The organism is Hydrogenophaga sp. PML113, from assembly GCF_001777155.1.
Lineage (GTDB): Bacteria > Pseudomonadota > Gammaproteobacteria > Burkholderiales > Burkholderiaceae_C > Hydrogenophaga > Hydrogenophaga borbori.
Genome location: NZ_MIYM01000001.1, coordinates 719,037 through 732,915, shown reverse-complemented (window position 1 = coordinate 732,915; position 13,879 = coordinate 719,037). Strand labels below are relative to the sequence as shown.

Sequence of the window (13,879 nt, the reverse complement as noted above, 5' to 3'; positions counted from 1 at the left end):
GGCAATCGAGGCGCCGGAAACAGAAAGCCCCTGGAGCCTGGCGGCTCAGGGGCTTTGTGCGTTTCAGAATCTGGGGTGGCTGATGGGACTCGAACCCACGACAACAGGAATCACAATCCTGGACTCTACCAACTGAGCTACAGCCACCGCAAGCCGCGCATTATAGCCTCAGCTGGAAAGCGCCCTCAGCGCGCGGCCAAGGTGGCCGCGCCGGGTTTGGGCACCTTGATGCTGGCCTTGTAGCGGGTCTTGAGCGTTTCGTAGTAGGCCAGGCCTTCGGCGCCCGACCACCACTGCGACACCTGCTGCACCTCCTGTCCCAGGCGCTGGGCGCTCACCTCGCCGCGCGGCAGCACCTGGCTGACCTGCACCACCGCATAGCCCTGCTCGCCCAGGTTCACGCCCGCCCAGGCCGGCAGGGCCTTGGGATCGGCGCTGAGGGCAGCGTCGAGCACGCGCGGATCCAGGTCGAGCGGAGCGTCGCGCGACACCGTGACCGAGGCACCCAGCGCGGCCGCATCGGCCCCGCCCTTCCAGGCCGCCAGCTGCTTCTCGCCTTCCTGCTTGGCCAGCTCGGTGGCGCGCTGCGCGACCAGTCGGGCGCGCACATCGTCGCGCACCTCGGCCAGGCTCAGGGTGCGCGCGGGGTGATATTCCACGATGCGCGCCGACACCAGCTGGTTGCTGCCAGTGTCGATGGCCTCGGTATTGCGCTTGCTGGCCGTGGACTCGGGCGCGAACAGGGCCTCGAGCAGGCGGCGGTTGCTCAGCACGCCCTGCGCGCCAGGGGCGGGCACGCGGTGCAGGCCCTTGGCGGTCTGGATCGTGAGGTTCAGGCGCTCCGCGGCGGGTTTGAGCGAATCGGACTGCTCGTAGACGAGGTTGGTGAAGCTGTCGGCCGACTCGGCGTAGCGCTGCTGGGCCTGCTGCTTGCGCAGCGCGGCCTCGATCTGCGGGCGCAGTTCCTCGAACGAGCGCTTGGGCGGCGCCTTGATGTCCGTGAGCTGGATGATGTGCAGGCCGAAATCGCTCTCGACCAGGTTCGAGATCTCACCCTTCTTGAGCGAGAACACGGCCTGCTCGAACGGCGGCACCATCGCGCCGCGGCCAAAGAAGTCGAGGTCGCCGCCGTTGGCGGCCGAGCCCGGGTCCTGCGAGTTGGCCTTGGCCAGTTCGGCGAACTTGGAGGGATCGGCCTTGACCTTGGCGAGCAGTTCCTCGGCCTTTTTGCGAATCTCCGCCTTCTGCTCGGGCGTGGCGCCCTGGGGCACGCTCAGCAGGATGTGGCTGGCGCGGCGCTCCTCGGCTCCGCTGAGTTGCGCGGCGTTCTGCTCGTAGTAGGCGCGCAGGTCGGCCTCGTTGAGCTTGACCGATTGCTCCAGCGCCGCGGCGTCGAGCACGAGGTACTCGATGTCGGCCTGCTCGGTGGCCTGGAACAGCGCCTGGTTCTGGTTGTAGAAGGCCTCGATGTCGGCGTCGCTCGGCGCCACGCGCGAGGCAAAGTCTTTGGCCGCGAAGGTCTTGACGCGCACCTGGCGTTTCTGGAAGAAGGCATCGAGCGACATCCGCGCCATCGCGCTGCCGGCGAAACCGCTGTCCTGCACGCTCTGCAGCACCTGGCGCTGCGACAGGTCGGCGCGCACGGAGGCCTCGAACATCTCGGGCGTCATGCCTTGGCGAGAAAGCAGCTGCCGGTAGGCCTCGACGTCGAGGCTGCCGTCGGGGCGGCGCATGGCGGCGATGGTGGGGTTGGACTGCAACTCGCGCGCGAGGCGCTGGTCGCTGGTGTAGAGGTTCAGCTTCTGCGCAGCGGCGGCCAGCACGCGCTCGCGCACCATGCGCTCCAGCGTGCCGTAGCGCGCCTCGTCGGAGTCGAGCATGGCGGGGTCGATCGTCGGCATCATCTCGCGCAAGCGCTGCGACTCCTGGCGGTGCGCCTGCTCCCACTCGTTGCGCTTGATGCTCTTGCCATCGACCGTGGCCACCGTTTCGCCACCCTCGCTGAAGCGGGTGTAGCCCTCGACCCCGAAGAGCACGAAGGAAGGAATGATCAGGATCAGCAGGAAGCCCATGAGGTACTTCTTGTGATCGCGAATGGAATCGAACATGCGAACGTCCTTGAGGTGGCGGGTCGAGTGCCGGATTCTGATGGACAACAAAAAAGGCGAACCCGGGTTCGCCTTTTTTTGGTGGGTGCTGACGGGGTCGAACCGCCGACCTACTCCGTGTAAGAGAGCCGCTCTACCGACTGAGCTAAGCACCCATGTACTTGAATGGCCAGGTCAGTTGACCGCATCCTTCAGTGCCTTGCCGGGGCGGAACTTCGGCACCTTGGCGGCCTTGATTTTAATCTCGGCGCCGGTGCGCGGGTTGCGGCCCTTGCGAGCGGGACGTTTGCTCACGCCGAACGAGCCGAAGCCCACCAGGGAAACGGTGCCGCCCTTCTTGAGCGTGGTGCGGATGGCGGCGATGGTGGAGTCGAGAGCACGCGTCGCAGCGGCCTTGGAGATGTCGGCGTGCTTGGCGATGTGTTCGACGAGTTCGGTTTTGTTCACGAAGAGCCCCTCTTGAAATGGATTGGGTGAAGCGTGTATTGGGCCGGGTGCGACGGCCGCCGCGGGGGCCGGCCGGTGTCTGCCCGGGAGCGCAGGCCCTGGCGGAAGTGCCGGAATCCATGCGCCGAACGATTAGACCCATGTGCCGCGGCGCGTGTCAACAAGACATCGGGCGCCGAGGCCCATGGGCCACACGAGCGGCGATTCTAGACGCAGATGCCCCACACAGGCCTCCCTTGCCTGGGGCATCGGCGCGTCGGCGAGATCAGCGGTCAGAGGAGCGCGGCGATCGCGCGGCCCACGTCGGCCGTACCCGCGCGCCCGCCCAGATCGGCCGTGCGCGGCGCACCACTCTTGGGCTCCAGCGTGGCCTCAATGGCGCGCAGCACGGCGTCGTGAGCCTCGCGGTAGCCCAGGAAGTCCAGCATCATCGCGCCGCACCAGATCTGTCCGATGGGGTTGGCCACCCCCAAGCCCGCGATGTCCGGCGCCGAGCCGTGCACCGGCTCGAACAGCGACGGCTGGGTGCGGTCGGGGTTGAGGTTGGCGCTGGGCGCGATGCCAATGGTGCCGGTGCAGGCCGGCCCCAGGTCCGACAGGATGTCTCCGAACAGGTTGCTGCCGACGACCACGTCGAAGAAGTCGGGCCGCTGCACGAAATGCGCGGTGAGGATGTCGATGTGGAACTTGTCCACCGTCACATCTGGATACTCTTTCGCCATTTCGGCCACGCGCTCGTCCCAGTACGGCATGGTGATGGCGATGCCATTGCTCTTGGTGGCGCTGGTCAGGTGCTTCTTGGGCCGCGAACGCGCCACCTCGAAGGCGTAGCGCAGCACGCGGTCGACGCCGTGGCGCGACATCACGGTTTCCTGCATCACGATCTCGCGCGGCGTGCCGGCGTACATGCGCCCGCCGATGCTGCTGTACTCGCCCTCGGTGTTCTCGCGCACGATGACCATGTCGATCTCGCCCGGCTGGCGCGGACTGCCGTCGCGCCGCACGACCGGCGCGACCACGCCGGGCATCAGGCGCGCGGGCCGCAGGTTGATGTATTGGTCGAACTCGCGGCGGAACAGCAGCAGCGAGCCCCACAGGGACACGTGGTCGGGCACCTTGGCGGGCCAGCCCACGGCACCGAAGTAGATGGCCTCGTGCCCCCCGATGAGGTCCTTCCAGTTGTCGGGCAGCATCTGGCCGTGCTTCTCGAAGTAGTCGCAGCTGCTGAAGTCGAAGTGGTCGAACTGCAGGTCGATGCCGAAGCGCGTGGCCGCGGCCTCGAGCACGCGCAGGCCCTCGGGCATGACTTCGGTGCCGATGCCGTCGCCGGCGATGACCGCGATGCGGTGCTTGCTCATGGGGGGTCTCCTGGTGGTGCTGTCGAATCGGTGCGCCACTGTAGCGAATCCATTCGCAATAATCCGTGCATTGATTATTGAGCCAGGAGCAATTCATGGATCGCGCCGATCTGGAGATGGTGCAAGCCGTTCGCCAGCACGGCAGCCTGGCGCAGGCCGCCCAGGCCCTGGGGCTCACGCCATCGGCCATCACGCGGCGGCTGGCGGCGCTCGAGGCCTCGCTCGGTGTGCGCCTGTTCCAGCGCACCACGCGCCGCGTCAGCCCCACGGCCGAAGGCGAGACCCTGTCGCTGCGGGCGGCCGAGCTGCTGCGCGGCTTCGAGGCGGCGCAGGCCGAGCTGCGCGAGCGCCAGGCCGAGCCCGCCGGGCCGATCCGCCTGGCGGCCACCTTCGGCTTCGGGCGGCGCTGGTTGGGGCCGGCGCTGGCGGCCTTCCAGGCGAAGCACCCGGCGGTGTCCATCCAGCTGCAGCTCACCGAGCGCCTGCCCGATCTGGCCGCCGAAGGGCTGGACGGGGCCGTGTGGCTGTGGAGCGCGCCCGACCAGCGCGCGGGCGAGTGGGTGTCGCGCCGGCTGGCGCCCAACCGGCGCGTGCTGGTGGCCGCGCCCGCCTACCTCGCCGTGCACGGCGCGCCGCGCACGCTGGACGACCTGGCCATGCACCACTGCCTGGTGGTGCGCGAGCACACCGACGCCGACCCGAGGCGACAAGACCACTGGGCGCTGCAGCACGAGGGCGACGCCGCCCTGCGCCGCGTGGCCATCGCCGGGCCGCTGTCGAGCAACTCGGGCGAGCTGGTGCGCGACTGGTGCCTCGCGGGCCAGGGCATCATGCTGCGCAGCCTGTGGGACATCGCGCCGCGGATCGCCAGCGGCGAACTGGTGCACGTGCTGCCGGCCTGGAGCCACCGCGACGCGGACATCCACTGGTTGGCGCCCTGGCAGGCGCAGTCGCCCAAGCGCATCCGGCTGCTCGTGACCGCCCTGGCCGAGGCCTTCCGTGACGAGCCCTGGCGGCCCGCGCCGGCGCTCAGCGCGGCGAGCGCACGACCAGGCTCACGCCGAAGGCCGTGACCGCGATGCCCGCCACCGTGAGCGGCGTGATCGGCTCGCGAAACAGCAGCCAGGCGATGACGGCCGTGGTCGGCGGCACCAGGTACATCAGGCTGGCCACACTGGCCGCGGCCCCGCGCTGGATCAGCAGATAGAGCAGCGAGCTGCCGCCCAGCGTGAGCCCCAGCACCGACCACGCCATGGCGCCGATGAACTCGCCCGAGTAGTGCATGGGCTCGGGCTCCAGCAGGGCCAGGGGCAGCGTGACGATGAAGGCCGCGATCAGTTGCACCGTGTTGGCGGTGCGCACGTCGCAGGCCTGCACGAAGCGCTTCTGGTACAGGGTGCCGGCCGTGATGGCGAACAGCGCGAACACCGCGTACGACAGGTTCTCCGCATTGGCGTGGTCGCCCGGCGAGCCTTCGACCAGCTTGCGCGATACCACCAGCACCAGCCCCGCAAACCCCAGCAGCAGGCCCAGCCACTGCCGGCGCGACACCCGCCCCTGCGCGCCGCCCACGGCGCTGAGCCAGATGGCGGTGAGCACCGGCTGCAGGCCGACGATGAGCGAGGACAGGCCCGAGCCCATGCCGGCCTTCACCGCGGCCCACACGCCGCCCAGGTAGCCCGCGTGCATGAGCACACCGACCACCGACAGGTGCAGCCATTGCGTGCGGTTGGCCGGCCACTTCACGCCGGCCCAGACGATCCACGGCAGGAAGCACAGGATGGACAGCGCGTAGCGCATCGCCAGGAAGGACAGCGGCGGCGCGTGCGGCATGCCGTAGCGCGCGACGATGAAACCCGTGCTCCAGATCAGCACGAACACCCAGGGCATGGCGCGCAGCCAGGCGTTGTCGGACGCGGGAGAACTCACGGGCTCGCTTTCAACGGGAACGCGCGCGGATCTCGGGCAGCGCCTTCTGCAGGTAATAGACCATGGACCACACCGTGAGGACGGCCGACATCCACAGCAGCCAGGTGCCCCACAGGCGGGTGTCGATCAGGCCGAACAGGCGGCCGTCGAACAGCAGGAAAGGGATCGCGATCATCTGCACCATGGTCTTGACCTTGCCGATCATGTGCACCGCCACGCTCTTGGTGGCGCCGATGATGGCCATCCACTCGCGCAGCGAGGAGATCGCGATCTCGCGGCCGATGATGATGAGCGCCGCGAACACGTCGGCCCGGCCCATGTGCACCAGCACCAGCAGGCTGGCGCAGACCAGGAACTTGTCGGCCACCGGGTCGAGGAAGGCGCCGAAGGCCGAGGTTTGGTTGAGCTTGCGCGCCAGGTAGCCGTCGGCCCAGTCGGTGAGCGCGAAGACGATGAACATGGCGGTGGCCACCAGGTTCTGCTCGGCCGGGCTGAGATGCCCCACATAGAACACCCCCACGATCAGCGGAATGGCCACGATGCGGGCCCAGGTCAGCAGGGTGGGGAGGTTGAAGAACATGGCCGGATTATGCGGGCTGGCCCGCACGGGCCAGATCGATGGCTGCGGCCATCGTGCGCCACTGCATAATTGACGTTTACGTCAACGTCAAAGCCACCCCGGCACACCCATCCCCTCAGGAGCACAAGCATGGAGATTGCAGGCAAGGTATTCATCGTCACCGGCGGCGCCTCGGGCCTCGGCGAAGGCACGGCGCGCATGCTCGCGGCCAACGGCGGCAAGGTCGTCATCGCCGACATGCAGGCCGACAAGGGCGAGGCCGTGGCCAAGGACATCGGCGGCGTGTTCGTCAAGTGCGACGTGAGCAGCGAGGCCGATGGCCAGGCCGTGGTCGCGAAGGCGGTGTCGCTGGGCAAGCTGATGGGCCTGGTCAACTGCGCGGGCATCGCCCCGGCCGAGAAGACCGTGGGCAAGAACGGCCCGCACGCGCTGGCCGTGTACACCAAAACCATCATGGTCAATCTGGTGGGCAGCTTCAACATGATCCGCCTGGCCGCCGACGCGATGTGCAAGAACGAGCCCGAGTCGACCGGTGAGCGCGGCGTGCTCATCAGCACCGCCAGCGTGGCGGCCTACGACGGCCAGATCGGCCAGGCGGCCTACAGTGCCTCCAAGGGTGGCGTGGTCGGCATGACGCTGCCGATCGCGCGCGACCTGGCGCGCAACGGCATCCGCAACATGACGATCGCCCCCGGCATCTTCGGCACGCCCATGCTGTTCGGCATGCCGCAAGAGGTGCAGGACGCACTGGCCGCCAGCGTGCCCTTCCCCAGCCGCCTGGGCACGCCGCAGGACTACGCCAAACTGGCCAAGCACATCATCGAGAACGACATGCTCAACGGCGAGGTGATCCGCCTGGACGGCGCGATCCGCCTGGCGCCTCGGTAAGCCGGTGCTTCGGGCGTAGAGTCGCGCCATGAAGCGCTGGCTCTCGCCCCTCCTCCTGACCTTGCTGCTGGCGGCCTGCGCGCAGCCGCCCGCCACGCCCCCTCAGCCCGAAGCCGCCTCCGGCTACACCGCGAAGCCGGGCTGGTCTTTCGGGCGCTTGGCCGTCGCCGCCGCCAACCCGCTGGCCACCGAAGCGGGCGCGCGCGTCCTGCGCGAAGGAGGCAGCGCGGTGGACGCCGCGATTGCGGTGCAGATGGTGCTGACGCTCGTGGAGCCGCAGTCCAGCGGCATTGGCGGCGGCGCGTTCCTGCTGCATTGGGACGGCCGGCGCGTGCAGGCCTTCGATGGCCGCGAGACCGCGCCGGCCGCCGTCGACGAGCGCCTCTTCCTCGACGCACAGGGCCAGCCGATGCCCTTCGCGCAAGCCGTGGCCAGCGGCCGTTCGGTGGGCGTGCCGGGCACCGTGGCCATGCTGGCCCTGGCGCACCGGCAGCACGGGCGCCTGCCGTGGGCGCGGCTGTTTCAGCCCGCCATCGACCTGGCCGAGCGCGGCTTTCCCGTGAGCCCGCGGCTGCACACGCTGCTGGCCGCCGAGCAGGCACTGCCGGCCGACCCCGTGGCACGCGCCTACTTCTACCGCGCCGATGGCACGCCGCATCCCGTCGGCCACGCGCTGCGCAACCCCGAGCTCGCGGCGGTGCTGCGCGACATCGCGGCCATCGGGCCACGGGCCCTGGTCGACGGCCCGATCGCGCGCGCCATCGTCGACAAGGTTCGCCAGCACCCCAGCCTGCCCGGCGCGCTCACGCAGGACGACCTGCGCCGCTACCAGCCGCGCGAGCGTGAGGCCCTGTGCCACCCGCTGCGCACCGGCGGGCGCTGGGTGCGCCTGTGCGGCTTTCCGCCGCCCAGCTCGGGCGGCATCGCGGTCGGGCAGATCCTGGGCCTGCTCTCACGCACGCCGCAGGCCCTGGCCGGCCTGCGCGACGGCCGCCCCGGCGCCGACTGGCTGCACGCCTACACCGAGGCCTCGCGCCTGGCCTTCGCGGACCGCGCCCAGTACGTGGGCGACCCCGACTTCGTGCCCGCGCCCGGCGGGGACTGGAACAGCCTGCTGGCCCCCGAATACCTCAACGCGCGCGCCCAACTCATCGGCCCGCAGCGCATGCCCGAGGCCAGGCCGGGCCGGCCGGCCGGCGCGACGCTGGCCTTCGCGCCCATGCCCTCGCAACCCGAGGCCGGCACCAGCCACATCAGCATCGTCGATGGCCGCGGCAACGCGCTGGCCATGACCACCACCATCGAATCGGCCTTCGGCTCGCGCCTGATGGTCAGCACCGATCCCTCTCGCCCCGGCGGCTTCCTGCTCAACAACGAACTCACCGACTTCAGCTTCGCCCCCGCCGACAGCCAGGGCCGCCCCATCGCCAACCGCGTGCAGCCGGGCAAGCGGCCGCGCTCGTCCATGGCGCCCACGCTGGTGTTCGACGCCCAGAGCGGCGAACCCCTCATGAGCGCGGGCAGCCCGGGCGGCGCGCTCATCATCCACTACACCGCCAAGGCACTGCACGGCAGCTTGCACTGGGGCCTGCACCCGCAGGCCGCGCTGAACCTGCCCAACTTCGGCACCCTGGGCGGTCCGCTGATGCTGGAGCAAAACCGCTTCCCCGACGCCACCGTCCAGGCGCTGCGCGCCCTCGGCCACACGGTGCAAACGGTGGAGATGACCAGCGGCGCGCAGGCCCTGCTGCGGCGCGGCGGGCGCTGGCTGGGCGGTGCCGATCCGCGGCGCGAGGGCATCGTCGCAGGCGATTGACCGACACCCCCGTCGGCGCGGGAGATCCCGTCCAGACAGGCCACGGGTCCGGCTGTGCCGGTCCCTTGGCAGGGTCCCCTCGGGGGGGCGCGCGCGGCGCGGCGGGGGTGCTTCATACTCTCCCCCTTCCCCATGGCCATCCCCCAGAGCTTCATCCAGGAACTGCTCACCCGCGTCGACGTGGTCGACGTGGTGGGCCGCTACGTGCAGCTCAAGAAGGGCGGCGCCAACTTCATGGGGCTGTGCCCCTTCCACGGCGAGAAGTCGCCCTCGTTCAGCGTCAGCCCGTCCAAGCAGTTCTATCACTGCTTCGGCTGCGGGGCGAACGGCAACGCCATCGGCTTCCTCATGGAGCACACGGGCATGGGCTTCGTGGAAGCCGTGAAGGACCTGGCCGCCCAGGTCGGCCTGCAGGTGCCCGACGACGCCGCCTCGCCGCAGGACCGCGAACGCGCCGCGCAGCAACGCCAGCAACAGGCCACGCTGACCGACGTGCTGGAGAAGACCGCCCGCGACTACCAGAAGCAGCTGAAGGCCTCGCCGCGCGCCATCGGCTACCTCAAGGGCCGAGGCCTGTCGGGCCAGATCGCCAAGGTGTTCGGTCTGGGCTACGCGCCCGAGGGCTGGCGCCACCTGGCCGGCGTGTTCCCGGACTACCAGTCGCCGCTGCTCACCGAGTCGGGCCTGGTGATCGAACACGCCGACGAAAAAGGCCAGGACGGCCAGGCCAAGCGCTACGACCGCTTCCGCGACCGCGTGATGTTCCCCATCCGCAACGTCAAGGGCGAGTGCATCGGCTTTGGCGGGCGCGTGCTCGACAAGGGCGAGCCCAAGTACCTCAACTCGCCCGAGACGCCGGTCTTCAGCAAGGGCCGCGAGCTGTATGGACTGTTCGAAGCCCGCACCGCCATCCGCCAACACGGCTACGCCCTGGTCACCGAGGGCTATATGGACGTGGTGGCGCTCGCCCAGCTCGGTTTTGGCAACGCCGTGGCCACGCTGGGCACGGCCTGCACGGCCGACCACGTGCAGAAGCTGTTCCGTTTCACCGACGCCGTGGTGTTCAGCTTCGACGGCGACGCCGCCGGCCGGCGCGCCGCGCGCAAGGCGCTGGACGCCGCCCTGCCCTGGGCCAGCGACACGCGCAGCGTGAAGTTCCTCTTCCTGCCCGCCGAGCACGACCCCGACAGCTTCATCCGCGAGCACGGCACCGAGGCCTTCGCCGCGCGCGTGAAGGAAGCCATGCCGCTGTCGCGCTTCCTGCTGGAGGCCGCCGGCGCCGACTGCGAGCTCGACACCGCCGAAGGCCGCGCGCGCATGGCCAGCCAGGCCCGCCCGCTGTGGAGCGCCTTGCCCGACGGCGCGCTCAAGAGCCAGCTGCTGGCCGACATCGCCCACACCGCCGCCCTGGACGCCCAGGACCTGCTGCGCCTGTGGGCACCGGCGGGCGGCCGCGGCCAGCCGGGCGGCGCCGCGCCGCGCCCGGCCCGCGCCCGCCAGGAACCGCGCGACCCCGACGGGGGCCCGGAACACGATCATGGGTACGAACACGGTGGCGGGTACGGGTCCGGTGCCCCGCGCCGCCGCCAGGGGCAGGCCGCCACCCAGCACGCCTGGCACGGCCGCTCGTCGGCGTCGCGCCGCGGCCTCATGAGCCGCGAAGACCGGGCCCTGGGCCTGCTGCTGTCGCATACCCCGTCCTGGGACCAGCTCTCCGCCGACGACCACCACCTGCTGGCCGAGTTGCCCGCACCGCACGGCCCCCTGTTCGCCTGGCTGGAGGCGCAACTGCACGAGCACGGCCACCAACCCTGGGCCGCCCTGCGCGAGGCCCTGCGCGGCCACGAACACGAGGCGCTGGCTTGCCAGCAGGTGGAGCGCTGCGCCCTGACCCCCGGCGCCGAGGAAGACGCCGAGGAACTGGGCGGCGTCATGCTGCGCCTGCGCATCGAGCACCTGAAGGCCCTGGAGGTCGAGGCCATCGCCCGCGCCGGCAGCGACCCGGCCGAACTGCGGCGTTATGCCGACATTCAGGCCCAGCGCAAGGCGCTGGAGCACCAGATCGGCGCCGCGCCGGTATAATCCTCGGTTGCACCGCAAGCGCGACAGCAGCACCTCCGGCACCGGCCCGGCCCTCCTGCAAGGGCTACATGGCAACACCGCCTGGCCACCCCGCCCTCCCCGGGCGCGCGGAACCCCGCAAGGACTGCACACCAAATGATCGCCCCACAGCTTGCAGGCCCGCCCGCACCGGCCCGTGGCGGGTGCCGTGCTCTTCCAAAACCACCGGTTGACCCCAAGTAGGGTTTTCTGGCGGCTGTTGGGTGTTCTGCCGGTTCCATCGACGTTTTTTTGAGGTTCCCATGCCCGCGAAGAAAGCCAGTCCGTCCGCTGCCGCCACCAAGACCGCCGCCAAGAAGGCCGCTCCGGCCAAAGCCCAACCGGTGGCCGCTCCCAAGAAAGCCCCCGCAGTGACGACCAAGACCACCCCCACCAAAGCCGCCGCCAAGGCCGCGCCAGCCAAGAAGGCTGCCGCCAAGACGACCGCCAGCAGCACCGCGAAAAAATCCAAGCCCGAGGCCCTGGCCGAGGAGTTGCTGGAAGGCGAAGCCCCCGCCAAGAAGAAACCTGGCCGTCCCGCCAAGGCTGCGGCCGACAAGCCCGCCGCCAAGCGCGGCCGCAAGCCCAAGGCCGACGCCAAGGGCAAGGGCGAGGACGATCTCGACGACGCCGACCTCGGTGACATCGACGAGGACCTGGTCGGCGACGACGTGCCCGAAGAGGCCAGCACCGAGGAAGCGCAGCCGGTCGAAAAGGCCAAGCCGCTGCGCATGAAGATCAGCAAGGCCAAGGAGCGTGCGCTGATGAAGGAATTCGGGCTGGACGAGACCGTCCTGTCCGAGGAGGAGGCGCGCGCCCGTCGCGAGCGTCTCAAGACCCTGATCAAGCTGGGCAAGACGCGCGGCTACCTCACGCACGGCGAGATCAACGACCACCTGCCCGACAAGCTGGTCGAGGCCGAGACCCTGGAAGTGGTGGTCTCGCTGCTCAACGACATGGGTGTGGCCGTCTACGAACAGACGCCCGATGCCGAGACCCTGCTGCTCAACAACACCGGCCCCACCGCCGCCACCGAAGAAGAGGCGGAAGAGGAAGCCGAAGCCGCCCTGTCCACGGTGGACAGCGAATTCGGTCGCACCACCGACCCGGTGCGCATGTACATGCGCGAAATGGGCACGGTGGAGCTGCTCACGCGCGAGGGCGAGATCGAGATCGCCAAGCGCATCGAAGGCGGCCTGCACAGCATGATGGAAGCGATCAGCGAATCGCCCGCCACCATCGCCGAGATCCTGGCCATGGCCGAGGAAATCCGCGAAGGCAAGGTCGTCATCTCCACCGTGGTGGACGGTTTCGCCGACGCCGACGAGGCCGACGACTACGTTGCCGAGGAAGACTTCGACGACTACGACGAGGCCGACGACGACGACGGCAAGGGCGGCTCCAAGGCCCTCACGCGCAAGCTCGAGGAACTCAAGCGCGAGGCGCTGGAGCGCTTCGACGCCATGCGCGGCATGTTCGAGAAGCTGCACAAGATCTACGACAAGGAAGGCTACGGCAGCCCCCACTACGCCAAGACGCAGCAGGCCATCACCGAGAAGCTGATGACCATCCGCTTCACGGCCAAGGCGATCGAGAAGCTGTGCAGCACGGTGCGCGGCCAGGTCGACGAGATCCGCAAGAAGGAGCGCGAACTGCGCCGCATCATCGTGGACAAGTGCGGCATGCCACAGGAGACCTTCATCAAGGACTTCCCGCCCAACCTGCTCAACCTCAAGTGGGTGGAGAAGCAGGCCGCCGCGGGCAAGCCCTGGAGCACGGTGCTCGAGCGCAACATCCCGCCGGTGCAGGAGCTGCAGCAGGGCCTGATCGACATCCAGAGCAGCGTGGTGGTGCCCATCGAGCACCTCAAGGACATCCACAAGCGGATGAACAACGGCGAGGCCTCCTCGCGCGACGCCAAGAAGGAAATGATCGAGGCCAACCTGCGCCTGGTGATCTCCATCGCGAAGAAGTACACCAACCGCGGCCTGCAGTTCCTGGACCTGATCCAGGAAGGCAACATCGGCCTCATGAAGGCGGTGGACAAGTTCGAATACCGCCGCGGCTACAAGTTCTCGACCTACGCCACCTGGTGGATCCGCCAGGCCATCACGCGCTCGATCGCCGACCAGGCGCGCACCATCCGCATCCCGGTGCACATGATCGAGACCATCAACAAGATGAACCGCATCAGCCGCCAGCACCTGCAGGAGTTCGGCTTCGAGCCCGATGCGTCCATCCTGGCCGAGAAGATGGAGATGCCCGAGGACAAGATCCGCAAGATCATGAAGATCGCCAAGGAGCCGATCTCCATGGAAACGCCGATCGGCGACGACGACGATTCGCACCTGGGCGACTTCATCGAGGACACCACCAACACCGCCCCCATCGAGGCCGCCATGCAGGCTGGCCTGCGCGAAGTGGTGAAGGAAATCCTCGACAGCCTCACGCCGCGCGAAGCCAAGGTGCTGCGCATGCGCTTCGGCATCGAGATGTCCACCGACCACACGCTGGAAGAAGTGGGCAAGCAGTTCGACGTCACGCGCGAACGCATCCGCCAGATCGAGAGCAAGGCGGTGCGCAAGCTCAAGCACCCGAGCCGCAGCGACAAGCTGCGCAGCTTCATCGACTCGCTCTGATCGGGCGGGTTGAC

General features: G+C 69.2%; 10 protein-coding genes and 2 tRNA genes. 5 read left to right on the top strand and 7 right to left on the bottom strand.

The window, feature by feature from the left end:
- Positions 1-71: 71 nt before the first annotated feature.
- The 5 genes from BHU06_RS03385 to BHU06_RS03365 all read right to left on the bottom strand — a co-directional run bounded on the left by BHU06_RS03385 (position 72) and on the right by BHU06_RS03365 (position 3,913).
- Positions 72-147, bottom strand: a tRNA-His gene (locus BHU06_RS03385).
- A gap of 38 nt (positions 148-185) precedes the next feature.
- Entirely contained in the window at positions 186-2,108 is a 1,923-nt protein-coding gene (locus tag BHU06_RS03380) for a SurA N-terminal domain-containing protein (protein ID WP_070397701.1), read from the bottom strand.
- A gap of 79 nt (positions 2,109-2,187) precedes the next feature.
- Positions 2,188-2,263: transfer RNA gene (locus tag BHU06_RS03375), tRNA-Val, on the bottom strand.
- 19 nt (positions 2,264-2,282) lie between these two features.
- Positions 2,283-2,555 (bottom strand): HU family DNA-binding protein, encoded by a 273-nt coding sequence (locus BHU06_RS03370; RefSeq protein WP_070397700.1) that lies wholly within the window; start codon positions 2,553-2,555, stop codon positions 2,283-2,285.
- 272 nt (positions 2,556-2,827) lie between these two features.
- On the bottom strand, positions 2,828-3,913 hold the full coding sequence (locus tag BHU06_RS03365; RefSeq protein WP_070397699.1) for a tartrate dehydrogenase: 1,086 nt from the start codon (positions 3,911-3,913) through the stop codon (positions 2,828-2,830).
- Between the two features lie 95 nt (positions 3,914-4,008).
- On the opposite strand from BHU06_RS03365, the gene BHU06_RS03360 reads away from it, so the two are divergent.
- Positions 4,009-4,986 carry a LysR family transcriptional regulator gene (locus BHU06_RS03360; protein ID WP_070397698.1) on the top strand — a complete coding sequence of 326 codons (978 nt, stop codon included), beginning with the start codon at positions 4,009-4,011 and terminating at the stop codon, positions 4,984-4,986.
- Here the strand turns inward: BHU06_RS03360 and BHU06_RS03355 are convergent.
- Both BHU06_RS03355 and pgsA read right to left on the bottom strand, forming a co-directional pair.
- A complete protein-coding gene (locus tag BHU06_RS03355; RefSeq protein ID WP_070397783.1) occupies positions 4,943-5,803 on the bottom strand; it encodes a DMT family transporter in 861 nt (286 codons plus the stop codon). The two genes, BHU06_RS03360 and BHU06_RS03355, sit on opposite strands and share 44 nt — an antisense overlap.
- A gap of 49 nt (positions 5,804-5,852) precedes the next feature.
- Positions 5,853-6,422, bottom strand: a complete 570-nt coding sequence (gene pgsA / locus BHU06_RS03350; protein ID WP_070397697.1) for a CDP-diacylglycerol--glycerol-3-phosphate 3-phosphatidyltransferase — start codon at positions 6,420-6,422, stop codon at positions 5,853-5,855.
- Between the two features lie 129 nt (positions 6,423-6,551).
- Here pgsA and BHU06_RS03345 point away from each other — a divergent pair, with 129 nt between their 5' ends.
- The 4 genes from BHU06_RS03345 (at position 6,552) to rpoD (ending at position 13,865) form a co-directional block, all read left to right on the top strand.
- A complete protein-coding gene (locus BHU06_RS03345) occupies positions 6,552-7,310 on the top strand; it encodes a 3-hydroxyacyl-CoA dehydrogenase (protein WP_070397696.1) in 759 nt (252 codons plus the stop codon).
- 28 nt (positions 7,311-7,338) lie between these two features.
- Positions 7,339-9,126: a gamma-glutamyltransferase family protein gene (locus BHU06_RS03340; RefSeq protein WP_070397695.1), complete on the top strand. Its 1,788-nt coding sequence runs from the start codon at positions 7,339-7,341 to the stop codon at positions 9,124-9,126.
- 132 nt (positions 9,127-9,258) lie between these two features.
- Positions 9,259-11,208 (top strand): DNA primase, encoded by a 1,950-nt coding sequence (gene dnaG / locus BHU06_RS03335; protein WP_070397694.1) that lies wholly within the window; start codon positions 9,259-9,261, stop codon positions 11,206-11,208.
- 281 nt (positions 11,209-11,489) lie between these two features.
- Entirely contained in the window at positions 11,490-13,865 is a 2,376-nt protein-coding gene (rpoD, locus tag BHU06_RS03330; RefSeq protein ID WP_139146934.1) for an RNA polymerase sigma factor RpoD, read from the top strand.
- Positions 13,866-13,879 lie beyond the last annotated feature (14 nt).

Bases quoted from the DNA above. Each gene is read 5' to 3' on its own strand.
- rpoD (WP_139146934.1), top strand. From the start codon at position 11,490: ATGCCCGCGAAGAAAGCCAGTCCGTCCGCTGCCGCCACCAAGACCGCC.
- BHU06_RS03365 (WP_070397699.1), bottom strand. From the start codon at position 3,913: ATGAGCAAGCACCGCATCGCGGTCATCGCCGGCGACGGCATCGGCACC.
- BHU06_RS03360 (WP_070397698.1), top strand. From the start codon at position 4,009: ATGGATCGCGCCGATCTGGAGATGGTGCAAGCCGTTCGCCAGCACGGC.
- BHU06_RS03345 (WP_070397696.1), top strand. From the start codon at position 6,552: ATGGAGATTGCAGGCAAGGTATTCATCGTCACCGGCGGCGCCTCGGGC.
- dnaG (WP_070397694.1), top strand. From the start codon at position 9,259: ATGGCCATCCCCCAGAGCTTCATCCAGGAACTGCTCACCCGCGTCGAC.
- BHU06_RS03380 (WP_070397701.1), bottom strand. From the start codon at position 2,108: ATGTTCGATTCCATTCGCGATCACAAGAAGTACCTCATGGGCTTCCTG.
- pgsA (WP_070397697.1), bottom strand. From the start codon at position 6,422: ATGTTCTTCAACCTCCCCACCCTGCTGACCTGGGCCCGCATCGTGGCC.
- BHU06_RS03355 (WP_070397783.1), bottom strand. From the start codon at position 5,803: ATGCCCTGGGTGTTCGTGCTGATCTGGAGCACGGGTTTCATCGTCGCG.
- BHU06_RS03340 (WP_070397695.1), top strand. From the start codon at position 7,339: ATGAAGCGCTGGCTCTCGCCCCTCCTCCTGACCTTGCTGCTGGCGGCC.